Below are 15,121 nucleotides of genomic sequence, written 5' to 3'. Positions count from 1 at the left end.
CGCATGAAAAACTTTAAAAAGTCGGTGTTATTTACCGCTATTGCCACCGCAACAGGCAGTGTCTATGCAGCTCAAGAAATAGATAAACCAAATATTTTAGTTATTGTTGGTGATGATGTTGGTTTTGCTGATACTCAGCCTTATGGTTCAGAAGTAAATACGCCTAATTTAATGGCGTTAGCCGAAGAAGGCGTCAAGTTTACTAATTTTCACGCTTCGCCAACGTCTTCTGTTACGCGTTCTATGATGTTAACTGGAGCAAACAGTCATGAAGTCGGGCTAGGAACATTTGATTATGCGGTTTATCCAGAAGCCATTGGTAAGCCGGGGTATGAAGGCTATTTAACTAAAAATGGCGTTACGGTATCAAGCTTACTGAAAGACAGCGGTTATCACACCTACTTAGCCGGTAAATGGCACTTAGGTCATGATGATGGATTTTTACCGGATGATCGTGGTTTTGAAGAGAGTTATGGCATTCTTGCTGGCGGATCGAACCACTTTAACCGCGATATGATGTTTCCCGCTAAAAATGCCAATACGGCGAAAGCCTTACAAAAAGGTGACATTCCAGGTGTTGAGGTAGAACCAACTTATCGAAATGGACAAGTCGTTAAAGATGTTTATAAAGGAGAGTACTCTGATCAGGTTTACACCAATGAAATTATTAATATGATCGATAAAAACAAAGATGACGGAAAACCTTTCTTTGCTTATGTTCCCTTCACCGCAATCCATTTACCACTCCAAGCGCCAGAATCGGCTTATCAAGATAAAATTGATTATTACGTTGAAAATGGCTGGGATGAGGTTCGCCAAGATCGTTTTAATAAAATGAAAGAAATGGGCGTCATTCCAAAAGAAGCCAGTATCTCAGATCGTAATTCATTAAGTCGCCCTTGGGATTCACTAACGGAAAAAGAACAAGCGTGGTATGGCAGAAAAATGGCCGTCGCCATGGGTATGATGGAATTGCAAGATCAACAAATCGGACAGATCACCGATTACCTAAAAGAGATTGGTGAATACGATAATACCTACGTTATCTACTTGGCGGACAATGGCCCAGAAGCAGCGGATGTTACAGGGGAAAACATCAGTGAATTGATCCGAGCATGGACAAAACATCACTTCAATAATGAAACAGAAAACGTAGGTAATGCCAATTCAAGTGTTTCTCTTGGTCCTGAATGGGCAAGTGCATCAACTGGCGGTTTATCTTGGTTTAAAGCGTACACAGCAGAAGGGGGAATTCGTGTTCCTTTCATTGTTAAGCCAGCTAAAAATAGTCAAAAACAACAGGGTGCCTTACCGGCAGGAACGCAAACTAACAGCATGTCACAAGTAAAAGACATCGCCGCAACCATCTTGGATATTGCCGATGTTCAGCACCCAGGAACGGAATACAAAGGCCGTGAAGTAGCGCCAATGAGTGGTGTGAGTTTATTGCCTTTCTTTGCGGGTGAAAAAGAGCAAGTTCATAGTGATGATAATGCGATTCCGTTTGAGTTATTTGGTAGCGGTATCTTATTAAAAGGAGATTACAAAATCATTCGTATCTCAACGGGAATGGGAGGCGACAATGAATGGCACTTGTATAACACCAAACAAGATCCTGCTGAGCAAGATGATTTACGTCACCAGCAACCAGAGCGATTTAACGAGATGCTTGCCGATTATAAAGCTTATGAAAATAAGCAAAAAATCGTCCCTGTTGATGAGAAATGGAACCCGTTTGAAAACGTAAAATAAGGGTTTTAACTAGATAGGGCAACGCTGACATAATGGCGTTGCCCATGTTCAACATAATACGCAAAGACAAGGATGCGTCTTCATTTTAAATAAAGGTGGTATCTGATGACAACACTCTCTGTTCCTCAATTTAATGGTAAAGCTCACAGCAAAATTCACGCGTTAGCAAAGCCTATTGGCGCGGTGTGTAATATTGATTGCACGTACTGTTATTACTTAGGCAAGCAGGAGTTATTGGATTATTCGTCAAAAGAGAAACCAATAATGTCAGATGAATTATTAGACACCTATATTACACAATATATTGAAGGCCAAAATACACCAGAAATCATCTTCTCTTGGCATGGAGGAGAGCCAACATTATTGGGCGTCGAATATTTCAAAAAAGTGGTGGAACTGCAAAAAAAATACTGCCCTGATTATTCAACCATTAGTAATGATTTACAAACCAATGGCACGTTATTAACGGATGAATGGTGTCTGTTTTTTAAAGAGAATGCATTTATTGTTGGTATCAGTATTGATGGACCAGAAGCATTACATAATCATCATCGAACCAATAAAGCAGGGCGTGGGACGTTTAATAAAACCATGCGAGGGATCCGTTTGCTACAGAAACACCAAGTGAATTTCGCGACCTTAACGTGTGTGAATGATGTCACGAGTAAGGAGCCTTTAGCAGTATATAAATTCTTACGAGATGACGTAAAGTCACCGCAAATGCAGTTTATCCCTGTGGTCGATAAAGTTGCGGCTTCGACGAATGGAAAATGGTTAGAGCATGGTCATCAATCTATTATTCCAGTTCAAGGAGCGGTTGAATCTTGGAGTGTTGAACCAAGCGAGTGGGGAGACTTTTTAGTTACGGTATTTGATGAATGGTTTGCGAATGATTTTGGGAATGTCATGATCCCATATTTTGAGAATTTTGTTGGCGTGTGGATGGGAAAACCAAGCACAATGTGTACGTTAAATGACATTTGCGGTAAAGGAATTGCAGTCGAACCCAATGGCGATGTGTATTCATGTGATCACTACGTTTATCCTGAATTTAAAATTGGGAATATAACCGATCGTCCATTGTCTGAAATGGCATTCTCAACAGAACAGCAGCATTTTGGTTTTGCAAAACAAAAGTCATTACCCAGTCAATGCAAGCAATGTGATTACCTGTTTGCTTGTCATGGTGAATGCCCTAAAAATAGAATTAACACCACTAAAGAAGGCGAGTTTGGTCTGAATTATTTATGCAGCGGTTGGATGCGATTTTTCACTCATGTAGACCCGATACTTTCGACGTTAATTGAAAGTAATGGCTTAACATTGAGAAAGGGAATCTAGACAGGAAATATATTTTCAAACGCAAAAAGCTCGCACAATGACGAGCTTTTTTACGGATGAATTTTAGAGCGTGAGTTAACGTGTAAGTATGATTAGAATCTTTTATTTCGATGATATTGTTATTCTTTATTTAATCGTATATTTGTAGTCATTTACCAAAGACTAGAACAATCGAAAATACCATAATATTTACATTAATTAAAAAAGTAATCGCGATGTTTATTTTTTACACTGATTTAAAATTCAAGTTGGCTACGTTTATTATTTTTATCTGATGTAAATATGCGCAATTATTTATTTAATCTACGTGATTGATGCATATAGATATTAGTTGTTATCGGTGATAAATAGGGAGTGTTGATAGAAAAGAAGATAGATGATGAGCCTGAAACTCATGAGAATAGTTCTTGTTTCCTTTATTTGTTTATACTTGGTTGTCACTCGAGTTGATAATGTGAGTGCGGTGAAATTAATTATTTCATATGTTAAAAAGTTTCCTATTGAGATCTAGTAATAAATGATCTTTTTATTATGTGCAATATTAATTATTGTGAAAATGAATTATTGTTCAACAATAGGTAAATAACAAATGAAAAATATTAAACGCTCATTCATGTGCTTAGGTATCACTATCGCATTGAGTTCTAACGGTGTTTTGGCAAATAAAGTTAATGATGATATTAATAATATCGTTGAGACAAATCGAGTTATAATTAAATATAAACCAATTACATCTGATGTGTTAAATGTTGATAATCAAGAAATTAGACAAGTAGATACGGCTGGCGTATTACACTCTGCGACAGGGAGTAAGAGTCGATATATCAGAACACTTTCTACCGGTGAAGAAGTATACGAACTGGATGAATGGAAAAACAGTGAAGAATTAGGTTTAATTTTAAACGGTTTAGAAGGTGATCCCCAAATAGAATACGCAGAATTGGATTTGATACTACATCCATTAGATATGCCGAATGACCCTCGTATTTCTGAGTTGTGGGGAGTTGGTAAGAACGATGGGGGCATAAATGCTACGGGTGTTTGGTCAAGTTACACTGGTAAAAATACGGTCGTTGCTGTCATTGATACAGGTTATGTATCTCACTCTGATCTAGAATCGAATATGTTACCAGGTTGGGACTTTATTACCGACCCAATGATGGCGAATGATGGCGATGGTCGTGATAATGATGCTTCGGATCCTGGCGACTGGGTATTAGAAAGCCAGTGTAGACAGAATTCAAGAGCGAATGATTCATCATGGCACGGCACGCATGTTGCTGGCACCATTGCTGCCGTTGTCAATAATAATAAAGGAATTGCTGGGGTATCCTACGATGCCAAGATAGTTCCGGTTAGAGTATTAGGTCGTTGTGGTGGATACACTTCAGATATTGCTGATGGCATTATTTGGGCATCAGGAGGAGACGTACCGGGAGCAGATATTAATATTAATCCTGCACAAGTGATTAATATGTCCTTGGGTGGTGAGGGGAGTTGCTCTCGTATTACTCAGAATGCAATTAATCTTGCGGTAGAAAAGGGGACGACAATTGTTGTTGCCGCAGGAAATAGTAATCGTAATGCTCATAATTATACCCCTGCCAGTTGTGCTAATGTCATTACTGTCGCCGCCGTTAATAATTTAGGTAGTCGTTCTTATTATTCAAATTTTGGAGATGTTGTTGATATCGCAGCGCCTGGAGGGGAGTACACAAAAATAGGGAAAAAAGAGGCCATTTTATCGACGATTAATAATGGAAAAAAAGAACCGACAACTGAAGGATACTCATATTATCAAGGAACAAGTATGGCGGCGCCTCATGTTGCGGGACTCGCTGCTTTATTATATCAAGCCGATCCTATGATCACTCCAGCTAAAGTAGAAGAAATTATTAAGCAATCTTCACGTGAATTTCCAAATCCAAATCAATGTATTGGCTGTGGTTCTGGATTGGCGGATGCGAGTGCTGCAATTAAGTTGTTCAACACCGGAGATATACCTAAACCATCATTAGAAGAATGGGATAAAAATAAAATATATTTAAAAGGGAATGAAGTGTCATACAACAGTATTCGATTTTTATCTAAATGGTGGAATATAAATGAAATCCCTGGGAAAGATGAATGGGGTCCTTGGGTAGAAATAAAAAATTAATATATTTCATTATAAATAATAGTTAATTTAAGCGGATTTTTTGTTGTAATTCCGCTTTGTGTATATTTTTATAGGGTTTTATTTATGGATTAAATAAAAACATGGCGTATTTTACTGTAGAAAATAAAGCCTATAATAAATAGACTTATTCTATGTTTACACTAATAAGCTAATGTTGATTCTGCTAATTATGATGTTGATTTTCTTATTAACATTAGTTTCAATAACATTGATTAACGCTCAAGAATAATTACTGTTTCTTTCATTGCATTATCAAGGATTTCTCTGCGTTTCTGCATTGCGGCTAACAATGTGCTACCAAGCCATAAGCTATACATCATACGAGAGGTGTCTTCTGGGTTTTGAATAGTGAAGTCGTTCTCAGCATTGCCTTGTTCAAAGAACTGAGCCATACGTTGAATCACTTTTTCTGCGCCTTCAGCCATAACCATCTGCATTTTTCCAGACGCTCCAGAGATTTCACCTGCCAGTTTTACGACTAGACATTTAATATGGAAATCTTCGGTCAATTTAGAGGTTGCCCAGTATTCGAAATACGCTTTTACACGCTCACTGCGAGTCATTGCCTCATCATTCAGAAAAGATTCTAGCGTAGCTAAGTGTTCTTCAAAGTAGTCACTCAGTAAGATCTCTCCAAAATGCTCTTTAGATTTGAAGTAATGATAAAACGAACCTTTCGTTCCTTCGGCTTCATTGATGATTTTCATCAAGCCTACGCCAGCAAAACCATGTTCATTAATCAGTGTAAACCCTGCATCGAGCATAGATTGTCGCATGTCTTTCATCATTATTTACCTGTTACTAAAGTAAGCTAGAAAGTGTAACTGGCCTGTATACCAACCGTCCAGTTTAATTTGGTCAAAAATGTGTCAATAAAAAAGGTTGTAACATTAGTCAGTCACAACCTTTTCTTTTTATTTTGTAAATCGAATACGTATTGGTGTCGTGTAATTAAACTCAACATTATCAAAACTGTCTAAATGATGATTTTTGATTAGTGCTTGTAAATTATCAACGTACGCTTGCCCACGGGTTGAATAATGAGACAGTGATTCAACCAACTCATAGCCTGATAACTTATTATCTTTGCGTAATTGTTGACGTAACGTCCAAAGATCATGGTAAGCCGATGTTGTGTTTAAGTTGTACATATAGCGCGCAGTACCTTCAAAAAGGTTATCAAATGCGGCCACTTTTACATGCCCACCAGGGGTACTTAAATACTTACCGCCTTGAGATGACAGATGTTCACCAAATAAGCTATTACCATTGATAGCGAAGTAACTTGTACCCCAACCACTTTCATCGATACCTTGAGCAAGCACCATGCCTACTGGGATAATATCAAGATGAAGAAGTAACTCATCGATGTTGTTGGTTTTAACATCATAAGACGCCATTAAATTACTCATCCACAGACTTTCTTCTTTTGTCCATTCTGTTTTTGGTTGTTTGGATAATGAAATCGCTTCATTTCTAACGGTAATAATGTGCTTATTTACATCAATAATTGTTGGTAGTAATAAACGAATAAATCCTGATATTTTCTCTTCTACTGGTAACGAATTTAAATTATCAGGAAGATTTTCAACAAAGAAAACAGGGACCGTATTATTTTTTTTAATGTTGCTTAATTGGTATTGATGCTCTTTAAACTCACTAATAAGAGATTGTGCTGAGTGAATTGTTTCTACTTTAACCTCAGGATAAGGCTGGGTTATTTTCTCTGGAGAGAGGGGAAGCGACGTATTAGCGATCGCACTTGATGACGCAATTAATAACAAAGAGGCCGAAATATGTTTTAACTTTTTAGATAAAGACATTCATTGAGTTCCGTTTTCTGTTAGATAAGCATTTGGTGTTTATCTATGGCGTTAATATTGGTTTATCCCAGAAAATTACATTAGGGGGATCTAAAACGGCGCTATAATTAGCACCGTTTTTAGTGTTATTTAAGGGAGAGTAATGCGTTTGTTACTCTTCAATAATAGTCACTTTTTCAATAATGATACTCTCTTTTGGAACATCATCAAATTCACCCATTGATTTTGTTTTTATTTTGGCAATTTTCTTAACTACATCCATACCTATTGTCACTTCACCAAACACGGTATAGCCCCAACCAGCGTTTGTGGTTGCTGTGTGATCAAGGAAGGTATTGTTCGCGATGTTAATAAAAAACTCACTAGTTGCAGAGTGAGGCGCATCGGTACGAGCCATCGCGATTGTACCATTTAAGTTTTTTAAACCGCGGTTTGCTTCATTAACAATAGGGGCGCGCATTTCTTTCTCTTGCATATCAGCAGTAAACCCGCCGCCTTGGATCATAAAACCTTTAATCACGCGATGAAAAATTGTACCTTCATAAAAACCGTCTTGGCAGTACTTTAAAAAGTTCTTTGAGCTAACAGGTGCTTTTTCTTTATTAAGATCAATATGAATATCGCCAAAGTTGGTAGTTAAAATAATCATCTTTCAGTAACCGTGTAAGTTAAAAATTAAGGAGCGACAGTATACGCATTTACTTCTTCAAGCTATATAGAAAAGGCATTATTCATAAAACGAGAATCAGTGAACCGAGGCGTTAATTAAGTGAACTTTGGCTTCACGAGTTCTATTTTACGTTGAAGTGTGAAAATAATGCGGAGCCAACGTGAACGATAATGTCATTACGCTCTGCCAATGTAAGGTCCGTTTGAGTTAGATAAATACTGATGATCAACGGTAAGCGATGTTCATTCCAAATAATTGCGGTGATCCCACGAGACCCATAACCTCCAGCCCCAGAGCGATCAGCAATAGACCAATGTATTGGTAAAATAGATCGTAATAGGGGATCAGACACCTTGTTATCCATCATCCACTTTTTCAGTGTCACTTTATCGGTGGTGGTCAGTGTATTACCTAACAGAAGTTTGTTAATGGTATTAACCATTGCAATAGGTGTTGTTGTGTCTCTGATATCGCCTTTTTTTGCCTCATTCAATGTAGGTTCAATGCGATCCAGTTGTGTCGTGCTATCCCCCATTAATCGAAGAAAAGCAGTTAGCGAACTTGGGCTGCCTATTTGCTGTAATACGATATTGGCGGCGGTGTTATCACTCATGAGCATTGTGGCTTCACAGGCTTTTTCTGTAGAAATGCTTTTACCTACGTACTTTTCTGTTATTGGAGACCAAGGGATTAAATCCTTTTGTGCGATGGCTGTTTCTGTTTTTTTATTAATGATTTTTTTGTCTGCGTCATGCAGCATCTTCGCACAAGCAAGTGTTTTAAAGGTGCTCATCATTGGAAATCGTTGATTGCCTTTATAGCTCCATATTTGGTTTGTTTTAGTATCTAAAACGGCCACACCAATGTCACCGGATGTTTGTTTTTCAAGAGCGATTATCGTGTCATTAAGTGATGCAGCCATTGAGGTGTTGGCGAATAGCATAAATAAGATAAAAAATAGGGGCAAAACCGTCTTACGTATCATGTCATTAGTTCTCATATTTTCTTATGTATCTTGGTAGCATGCTTTCATTACCTAACAAACCGCCTTGGTGGATATAAAGAAGTGTGGTATTGGGATTATTGGGTAGCCAATCAACCAGACAACGCCACATTAATGGGTCATACAGCAATTCAAACTCTACATTGGTTTGGTCGTGTAATTGTTTCCAAATATCGTAATCGTGACGGTATAATTTACCAAAGTGATGTTTTTTAGTTGGTGTTAATATTTCAGGATGGTCGGTTTCACCAAGCTCCAGAAATTGATCTGTGAGATACTGATTTCCTCCAACGCAAGCACAGGTAATAACTTTGATATCGTGTGCTTTTAAATGCTTATGAAGAAAGAGTGCGGTTGTTCCTGTACCTGATGGTAAAGCAACCGTTAGAGAGGTGAGTGCCTGTTCTTCTTTCCAAATGATAAGTTCTTGAGCTAATTGATTTACGCCACTTTCTGCCAGACCACAACGACCACCTTCAGGTACAAATAATTCATGTTCTTTAGGGTGTCTTATATGTTGAATGTAATCCAAACTGCTTAAGACTGAATCATCATCTTGTTTTGCACTTTCAAGTGAATTTAGAGCAATAATATTTGCCCCAAGATCTAACGCCGCGCGGTAATTTCCTTTGGGATTCTCTTTTAAAAAAGAGGGGATATGATCAACATAAAAATCGAGGTGCCATTCTTTTAATGTCGCCAATGCGGCTAATGAGTACAGTGAATTTGCTTGTGGTGAGCCGTAGCCAATCAGTGTCGTGATATTTGGAAAGTCACCTTCTAATAGTCCCATGAACTTTCGAGCTTTGTTACCAGAGAATTGGGGATGAAGTTGGTCGTCGCGTTTTAAATAGAAATCGACACCATTGAATTGATGTAGAGTTACTGGGCTATTTTCGATTTTCATGATGAGGTTTGAATATAAAAAGAAGAGGGGAAGATAATGACCTTTCTGTTAGTTAGAAAGGTCATATAAGGCGCTGATGATAATTAATAATTACTTTTTCATCATCGATTTTAAAGCCGCAAACGGATTGTGCGTTGCTGATTGGTGATCATCTTCACCTGCTTTAATCTCTGAGCCATATTGATCGTGCTCTGTGTATTTAGAGTGCTCGTGATCATGGCAGAACAAACATAATAGTTCCCAATTACTGCCATCATTTGGATTGTTGGTGTGGTCGTGATCTTTATGGTGAACCGTTAATTCTCGTAGGTTTGAATACACAAATTCACGAGCACAATTACCACAAACCCAAGGGTATAGTTTTAATGCTTTTTCACGGTAACCACTTTCTTGACGGGCATAAGTGCTACTAGAGCCATAAAAATCAGATGACATAATAATCAATTTCCTTTCTAACCTTTTAATTATAAAGGTTTTTCTTTAAAAATAACGACTTAGCATAAGAGCTTTATGTATATATAAACATATAAATACCCATAACGGTATTGTTTTACATCACAATGCAGTCATTTTTTTAAAGTGAGGAATGTACGTAGATTGATGAATTATTTCTGATTCACTTTGTTATTGCTTTTCTTTAAAAGACATTGAATCGCAAAGGTAATTAAAGACGCTTTAAATATATGCACAAAAGCAGTGTATTGACCAAAAAATGTCAGTGGAACGAAGAGAAATATGATTAATAGAATAATGATGAATTCGTAACGGCCAAGATTTCTTATCTCCCATCTTTTTATATCTTTGCTCTTTTCTTCGTCCGTTTTAACGGAATCATTATGATTTTTAATTGATAAGAACAACAAAGGGAAGGTGATAAGTAAAAACAGGGGACGAAATTCAACGAATCCGAAATAATCACGATGTTGTAATAATGAATCCATGCAAAAAACAACAAGGGTAGTTGCGACTAAATATCGCCAAAAGTGATGCGATTTGATCATTGTTTCTAAATCTTTAAGACGTAAGTTTTTTAAATTCTCATTATTCATTTTTACTTTACTCAAATACGATTGATAACTATTATCAATAAATTATACAAAAAAAGTATAAAAAAGATATTGTTTTATTGAGTTTTTTTGAGGTGAAGGGATTAGAAAATAGAACGGTCAATTTTGAGAAGGAAGGATTAAGACTAAGCATTGTGCCGTTATTGACCTATATTTCTTGAATAATTAAGAAAAGGCCAGTGACATTGTAATCTTGACTGTTAAAGTAAGCGCTGGATTTATATGGACAGAGAATCACCGTGTGAAAGGAGAACAAATGCGCTCAAAATTAGAACTGAGAGTTCCGCCCCCGCTAGTCATGTTGTTGTTTATGGCAACAGTGTTCATTTTTGACTACCTTGCTCCTTTTAACCTGTTTTACTTGCCTTTGTTGAGCTACGTTCTTGTTCTCGGTTTGATTACTTTAGGTGGGGTAATTGCGTTGTGCGGAGTAAAAGAATTTCGAGAGGCAAAAACAACGGTTAATCCACTTAAACCAGAAAGCAGTTCTTCATTAGTCAGTTCTGGTATTTATCAATACACCCGTAATCCTATGTACCTTGGGTTACTACTGGCTTTGTTGAGTAGTGTTGCTTATACCCAACATCCACTTGGTTTAGTGAGTGCGTTAGGTTTTGTTCTTTATATGAATCGTTTTCAAATTGAACCAGAAGAAAAAATGCTGGTTAAACTGTTTGGTGAGGACTTTAAAGTGTATGCCAATCAGGTGAAGCGTTGGTTTTAACTAGGGGATATCCTCACTAGTATGGTGCGGTCTGGGTCTTATTCCTCTCATTCTAATTGCTGAAATGGTACCAGATACCCAGAATTGTGTTTTACTCATCATCATCTCTCTATTTTTGATTGTTATCGTGATTGTTTGAATGAGATTAAGTATATTAATTTCATTAATGATAAAAAGTAGCGAGATATAAAAGTATGAATTCCATATTTGGAACTATTGATGATCTGTTTTTGTTTTGTAAAGTAGTGCAACTGGGATCTCAACAAGCAGCCGCAAAAGCATTGGGATTACCCGTTTCGACCGTCTCACGCCGTTTATCATTAATGGAAGAGAAGCTGAATGTTCGATTGTTAGAGAAGAAAGGTCGAGAGCTTGTTCCGACTCAAACAGGCCAACATTACTATCAGTTATTAGAAGACCAATTTAATCTACTAGAAAGTAACTGCCACCAATTGAGTGAACAGGTTGAAGAGGTTGTTGGAAATATTCGATTGTCTTTGCCTTATCGTTTTTACAATTTCTACGTTAGAGAATTAATTACTGATTTTTTATTAGAGTTCCCACAAACGTCAATTGAAATTAATTTATGCGCCGAAGATGCGTTACCAAAAACAGACAGAGACTTAGTGCTTACGTTTGATATTAGCCGAGCAGAGGACATGATTGCTCGTCCTTTATTCTTAGCTCAGCATGGTGTCTTTGTCGCAACGTCTTATTGGGATAAGCATAAAGTCGCTCAAATCGAAGAACTTGATTGGATTCGATTAGACGATCAAAAGACCATGACATATACCGATCAAACTCAAACATTAAAGCAGATCCACATTCACCCTCGTTTGCAAGTGAATGATATTGGTCAAGTGCTTCATGCCACGGTGAAAGGGCTAGGTGCTGCAACATTACCTTATCATTTGATCATGCCTGAGATGGATCTTATCGAAATATTTTCCGATCATAAGTTCCCACCAAGACAATCTTTTTTGGTGTATAAACAACGAAAATTTCAACCTAAAGCATTAACTATTTTAATTGAACGTCTCATTGCCACAATGCCTTAATTTTTGACATTATTCTGACTTTTCTTTGAGTTGTTTCGTCTTAGAGGTCACGAAATTATTCATCAAAACGGATTAAAATAAGTTCATAAATTAAGCATCATGGCTAGGTGTATTATGAAAAATAAAATCAAACTGATTATTAAAATTGTTCTGTTTTTTGCATTTTTTGGAGTCGTTGGGCATGTTTTTGCAGCAGAAACGCTGTCTGCAAAGGCGATTGTTGAAAAATCAGATAAGCAGATGCGAGGAGAGTCAAGATACATAGAATTGACCATGAACGTCATCCGTCCTGATTCGACACGAAGTCTGAGTATGAAAAGTTGGAATAAAGGAGAAGACCTTTCTTTAGTGCTTGTTACCGCTCCCGCAGAAGATCGGGGAAATGCGTCTCTGAAACGTGACAATGAGATTTGGAATTGGGATCCAAGAGCTGAGAAGGTCAGTAAAATTGTGCCATCAAAATTAGACCGATTTTGGTTGGCATCGGACTTTACGACTAATGATGTGATCAACCAATCATCGATAGTGGCCGACTATGATCAAAAAATCATCAAAGAAGAGGTGATTGACGGCGATAAAACGTGGGTGATTGATGCCATTGCAAAACCAGATGCCCCTATCATGTTGAGCAAAGTGCGTTTATGGATTTCACAAAAGACGTTTATTCAACGTAAAGTCGAATCATACGATGAGTTTAATAAATTAGTTAATACGATGAGAACGAATGATATTAAAGAGTTTAATGGCCGCAATGTTGCCACTCGTATCGATATGATCCCTGCCAATAAATCGGGTTATAAAACCGAAATTCTTATTAATAAAGCGCATTTCGATTTCATTATTGATGATGAATTTTTCTCTAAATTACAAATGAAATCGTTACGTAATTGATTCTTGTAAATTGATGTGAATAACAAACATACACAACGAAAGCCCTAATGAAATAATACCTCTATTAGGGCTTTTTTATGAATTCAAATAGATACGTTCAGTAGAAATAATCCAATCTACAAAGAGTTGAGAAGCGAAATGATCACTGTCTTCTGAAACCGATAAAAAGAAGGCATTCGTGTTAAATTCAACCGGCTTGGTTAACGCAACCAACCTCCCTTGTTCTATTAATTCCCTTACATGCCAATCCCAAGTTAGTGCAATTCCCGCATCATTAACCGCGGCTTGAATAACGGAAACTTGATCCTCAACTTGAATAACATTTTGAGGCGGTTGGTATTCGATTCCATACACATCAGCCCACGATTGCCAATCTTCTCAAAATGATAAGGTCTCTTTCAGCAAAGAGTAAATGATTATTTTTATTTATTGAGTCTATTTATTAATACGTAAATAGAGTGATTTTGTGTGGAAATTGGCAATGTAAAGAAGATAAATGGCAAGAACTTACCGCATAATGTGAGATAGATCTTGACCTTAATCTGATAGGACATAAACTCCATTGATTAGTATTATTTTATAACAGGCGTTTGAGCTCTCTCTGACGCCTGTTTCTATTCATTGACGAGGTTAAGTCATGTCTAAACGTGATTATTATGAAGTCCTTGGTGTCTCTAAAAGCAGCACAGAAAAAGAGATTAAAAAAGCGTACAAACGTCTTGCGATGAAATACCACCCAGATAAGAATCAGGGTGATCCACAAGCCGCAGACAAGTTCAAAGAAATCAAAGAAGCGTATGAAATTTTAACGGATGCCGATAAACGCGGGCAATACGATGATTATGGTCACGCTGCATTCCAAAATGGTGGCTCAGGTGGCGGTGGTGCTGGCTTTGGTGGTCAGAGCCAAGGCTACGGCGGATTTGAAGATATTTTTGGTGGTGCATTTGGTGGCGGCGGGCGCAGTCGTGGTGGGTTTGAAGACATGTTCTCTCAACAACGTCGTCCTCGTCCACAAAAAGGCCAAGATCGTCAGTTTAACTTAACAGTTGAATTTGCGGATGCCATTAATGGGTGTGAGCAAGTCATCGAATTACCAATTAATGGTGAGAATAAAAAAATCAACGTCAAAGTACCTGCGGGTATTGATGATGGTGAGAAAATTCGCTTTTCTGGTAAAGGCGAATCTGGAGCCAATGGTGGTCCGGCTGGGGATTTATTAATTCAAATTAATACTCGTCCTCATGAGATTTTAAAACGTGATGGTAACGATTTAATTTGCCCTGTTACAATGGATTTTGCAACCGCAGCCCTTGGTGGTGAAGTTGAGATCCAAACGTTAGAAAGCCGCTTTAAATTGAAAGTGCCTGCAGGTACTCAAAGTGGTCGTAAATTCCGAATGAAAGATAAAGGCGTGAAAGGCCGTAAAGGAATTACAGGGGATCTAATGGTAGAGATTATCGTAGCGACTCCGACAAATCTAACGGATAAGCAAAAAGAATTATTGATGGCGTTTAGAGATCTAGCGACGGCATAAAGAACCAATATTTCTAAATTTGAAGGCATGAACAATGAATACATTATTCAGATTGTTCGTGCCTTTTTTGTCTCTGTATTTTTGATGCTATAAGCGAGAGTGCGGTGAATTTTAATTGCGGACACTTTATTAGACACGATTTAATGTTTTAGAAGAGAAGAAGAGAAGA

At 37.5% G+C, this 15,121-nt stretch carries 15 protein-coding genes; 7 read left to right on the top strand and 8 right to left on the bottom strand.

Annotation, left to right across the window (positions count from 1 at the left end; all coding sequences use genetic code 11):
• Positions 1–3: 3 nt before the first annotated feature.
• From A6E04_RS07010 to A6E04_RS07000, 3 genes are all read left to right on the top strand, one after another.
• Positions 4–1,752 carry an arylsulfatase gene (locus tag A6E04_RS07010; RefSeq protein WP_065610664.1) on the top strand — a complete coding sequence of 583 codons (1,749 nt, stop codon included), beginning with the start codon at positions 4–6 and terminating at the stop codon, positions 1,750–1,752.
• Positions 1,753–1,857: 105 nt separating this feature from the next.
• Positions 1,858–3,093, top strand: coding sequence for an anaerobic sulfatase maturase (locus tag A6E04_RS07005; protein ID WP_065610662.1), 1,236 nt, complete (start codon positions 1,858–1,860; stop codon positions 3,091–3,093).
• A gap of 589 nt (positions 3,094–3,682) precedes the next feature.
• The gene (locus tag A6E04_RS07000) at positions 3,683–5,251 is read left to right on the top strand and encodes a S8 family serine peptidase (protein WP_065610660.1); all 1,569 of its coding nucleotides are present in this window, start codon (positions 3,683–3,685) and stop codon (positions 5,249–5,251) included.
• Between the two features lie 233 nt (positions 5,252–5,484).
• On the opposite strand, the gene A6E04_RS06995 is transcribed toward A6E04_RS07000, so the two are convergent.
• The 7 genes from A6E04_RS06995 to A6E04_RS06965 form a co-directional block, all read right to left on the bottom strand.
• Positions 5,485–6,057, bottom strand: a complete 573-nt coding sequence (locus A6E04_RS06995; RefSeq protein ID WP_017020552.1) for a TetR/AcrR family transcriptional regulator — start codon at positions 6,055–6,057, stop codon at positions 5,485–5,487.
• A gap of 129 nt (positions 6,058–6,186) precedes the next feature.
• Positions 6,187–7,095 carry a glucosaminidase domain-containing protein gene (locus A6E04_RS06990; RefSeq protein ID WP_017020551.1) on the bottom strand — a complete coding sequence of 303 codons (909 nt, stop codon included), beginning with the start codon at positions 7,093–7,095 and terminating at the stop codon, positions 6,187–6,189.
• Between the two features lie 151 nt (positions 7,096–7,246).
• Positions 7,247–7,744, bottom strand: coding sequence for a peptidylprolyl isomerase (locus A6E04_RS06985; protein WP_065610658.1), 498 nt, complete (start codon positions 7,742–7,744; stop codon positions 7,247–7,249).
• A 142-nt stretch (positions 7,745–7,886) separates the two neighbouring features.
• A complete protein-coding gene (gene bla, locus A6E04_RS06980; protein WP_065610980.1) occupies positions 7,887–8,750 on the bottom strand; it encodes a class A beta-lactamase in 864 nt (287 codons plus the stop codon).
• Between the two features lie 4 nt (positions 8,751–8,754).
• On the bottom strand, positions 8,755–9,675 hold the full coding sequence (locus tag A6E04_RS06975) for a 1-aminocyclopropane-1-carboxylate deaminase/D-cysteine desulfhydrase (RefSeq protein ID WP_065610656.1): 921 nt from the start codon (positions 9,673–9,675) through the stop codon (positions 8,755–8,757).
• 90 nt (positions 9,676–9,765) lie between these two features.
• Positions 9,766–10,110 carry a YajD family HNH nuclease gene (locus A6E04_RS06970; protein WP_017020547.1) on the bottom strand — a complete coding sequence of 115 codons (345 nt, stop codon included), beginning with the start codon at positions 10,108–10,110 and terminating at the stop codon, positions 9,766–9,768.
• A gap of 170 nt (positions 10,111–10,280) precedes the next feature.
• Positions 10,281–10,724 (bottom strand): hypothetical protein, encoded by a 444-nt coding sequence (locus A6E04_RS06965; RefSeq protein WP_023603092.1) that lies wholly within the window; start codon positions 10,722–10,724, stop codon positions 10,281–10,283.
• A gap of 274 nt (positions 10,725–10,998) precedes the next feature.
• Between A6E04_RS06965 and A6E04_RS06960 the strand changes: the two genes are divergently transcribed.
• From A6E04_RS06960 to A6E04_RS06950, 3 genes are all read left to right on the top strand, one after another.
• The gene (locus tag A6E04_RS06960) at positions 10,999–11,466 is read left to right on the top strand and encodes a methyltransferase family protein (RefSeq protein WP_017020545.1); all 468 of its coding nucleotides are present in this window, start codon (positions 10,999–11,001) and stop codon (positions 11,464–11,466) included.
• A gap of 194 nt (positions 11,467–11,660) precedes the next feature.
• Positions 11,661–12,524: a LysR family transcriptional regulator gene (locus tag A6E04_RS06955; protein WP_017020544.1), complete on the top strand. Its 864-nt coding sequence runs from the start codon at positions 11,661–11,663 to the stop codon at positions 12,522–12,524.
• 114 nt (positions 12,525–12,638) lie between these two features.
• The gene (locus tag A6E04_RS06950; RefSeq protein WP_026025282.1) at positions 12,639–13,415 is read left to right on the top strand and encodes an outer membrane lipoprotein-sorting protein; all 777 of its coding nucleotides are present in this window, start codon (positions 12,639–12,641) and stop codon (positions 13,413–13,415) included.
• A 75-nt stretch (positions 13,416–13,490) separates the two neighbouring features.
• Here A6E04_RS06950 and A6E04_RS06945 read toward each other — a convergent pair whose 3' ends face one another.
• Positions 13,491–13,769, bottom strand: a complete 279-nt coding sequence (locus tag A6E04_RS06945; RefSeq protein ID WP_065610654.1) for a LysR substrate-binding domain-containing protein — start codon at positions 13,767–13,769, stop codon at positions 13,491–13,493.
• A 283-nt stretch (positions 13,770–14,052) separates the two neighbouring features.
• On the opposite strand from A6E04_RS06945, the gene A6E04_RS06940 reads away from it, so the two are divergent.
• Positions 14,053–14,952: a DnaJ C-terminal domain-containing protein gene (locus tag A6E04_RS06940; protein WP_023603096.1), complete on the top strand. Its 900-nt coding sequence runs from the start codon at positions 14,053–14,055 to the stop codon at positions 14,950–14,952.
• Positions 14,953–15,121 lie beyond the last annotated feature (169 nt).

It is taken from the genome of Aliivibrio logei, from assembly GCF_001691055.1.
Taxonomy (GTDB): domain Bacteria; phylum Pseudomonadota; class Gammaproteobacteria; order Enterobacterales; family Vibrionaceae; genus Aliivibrio; species Aliivibrio salmonicida.
The sequence above is the reverse complement of the archived record's forward strand: the minus strand, read 5'-3'. Positions and strand labels throughout refer to the sequence as shown.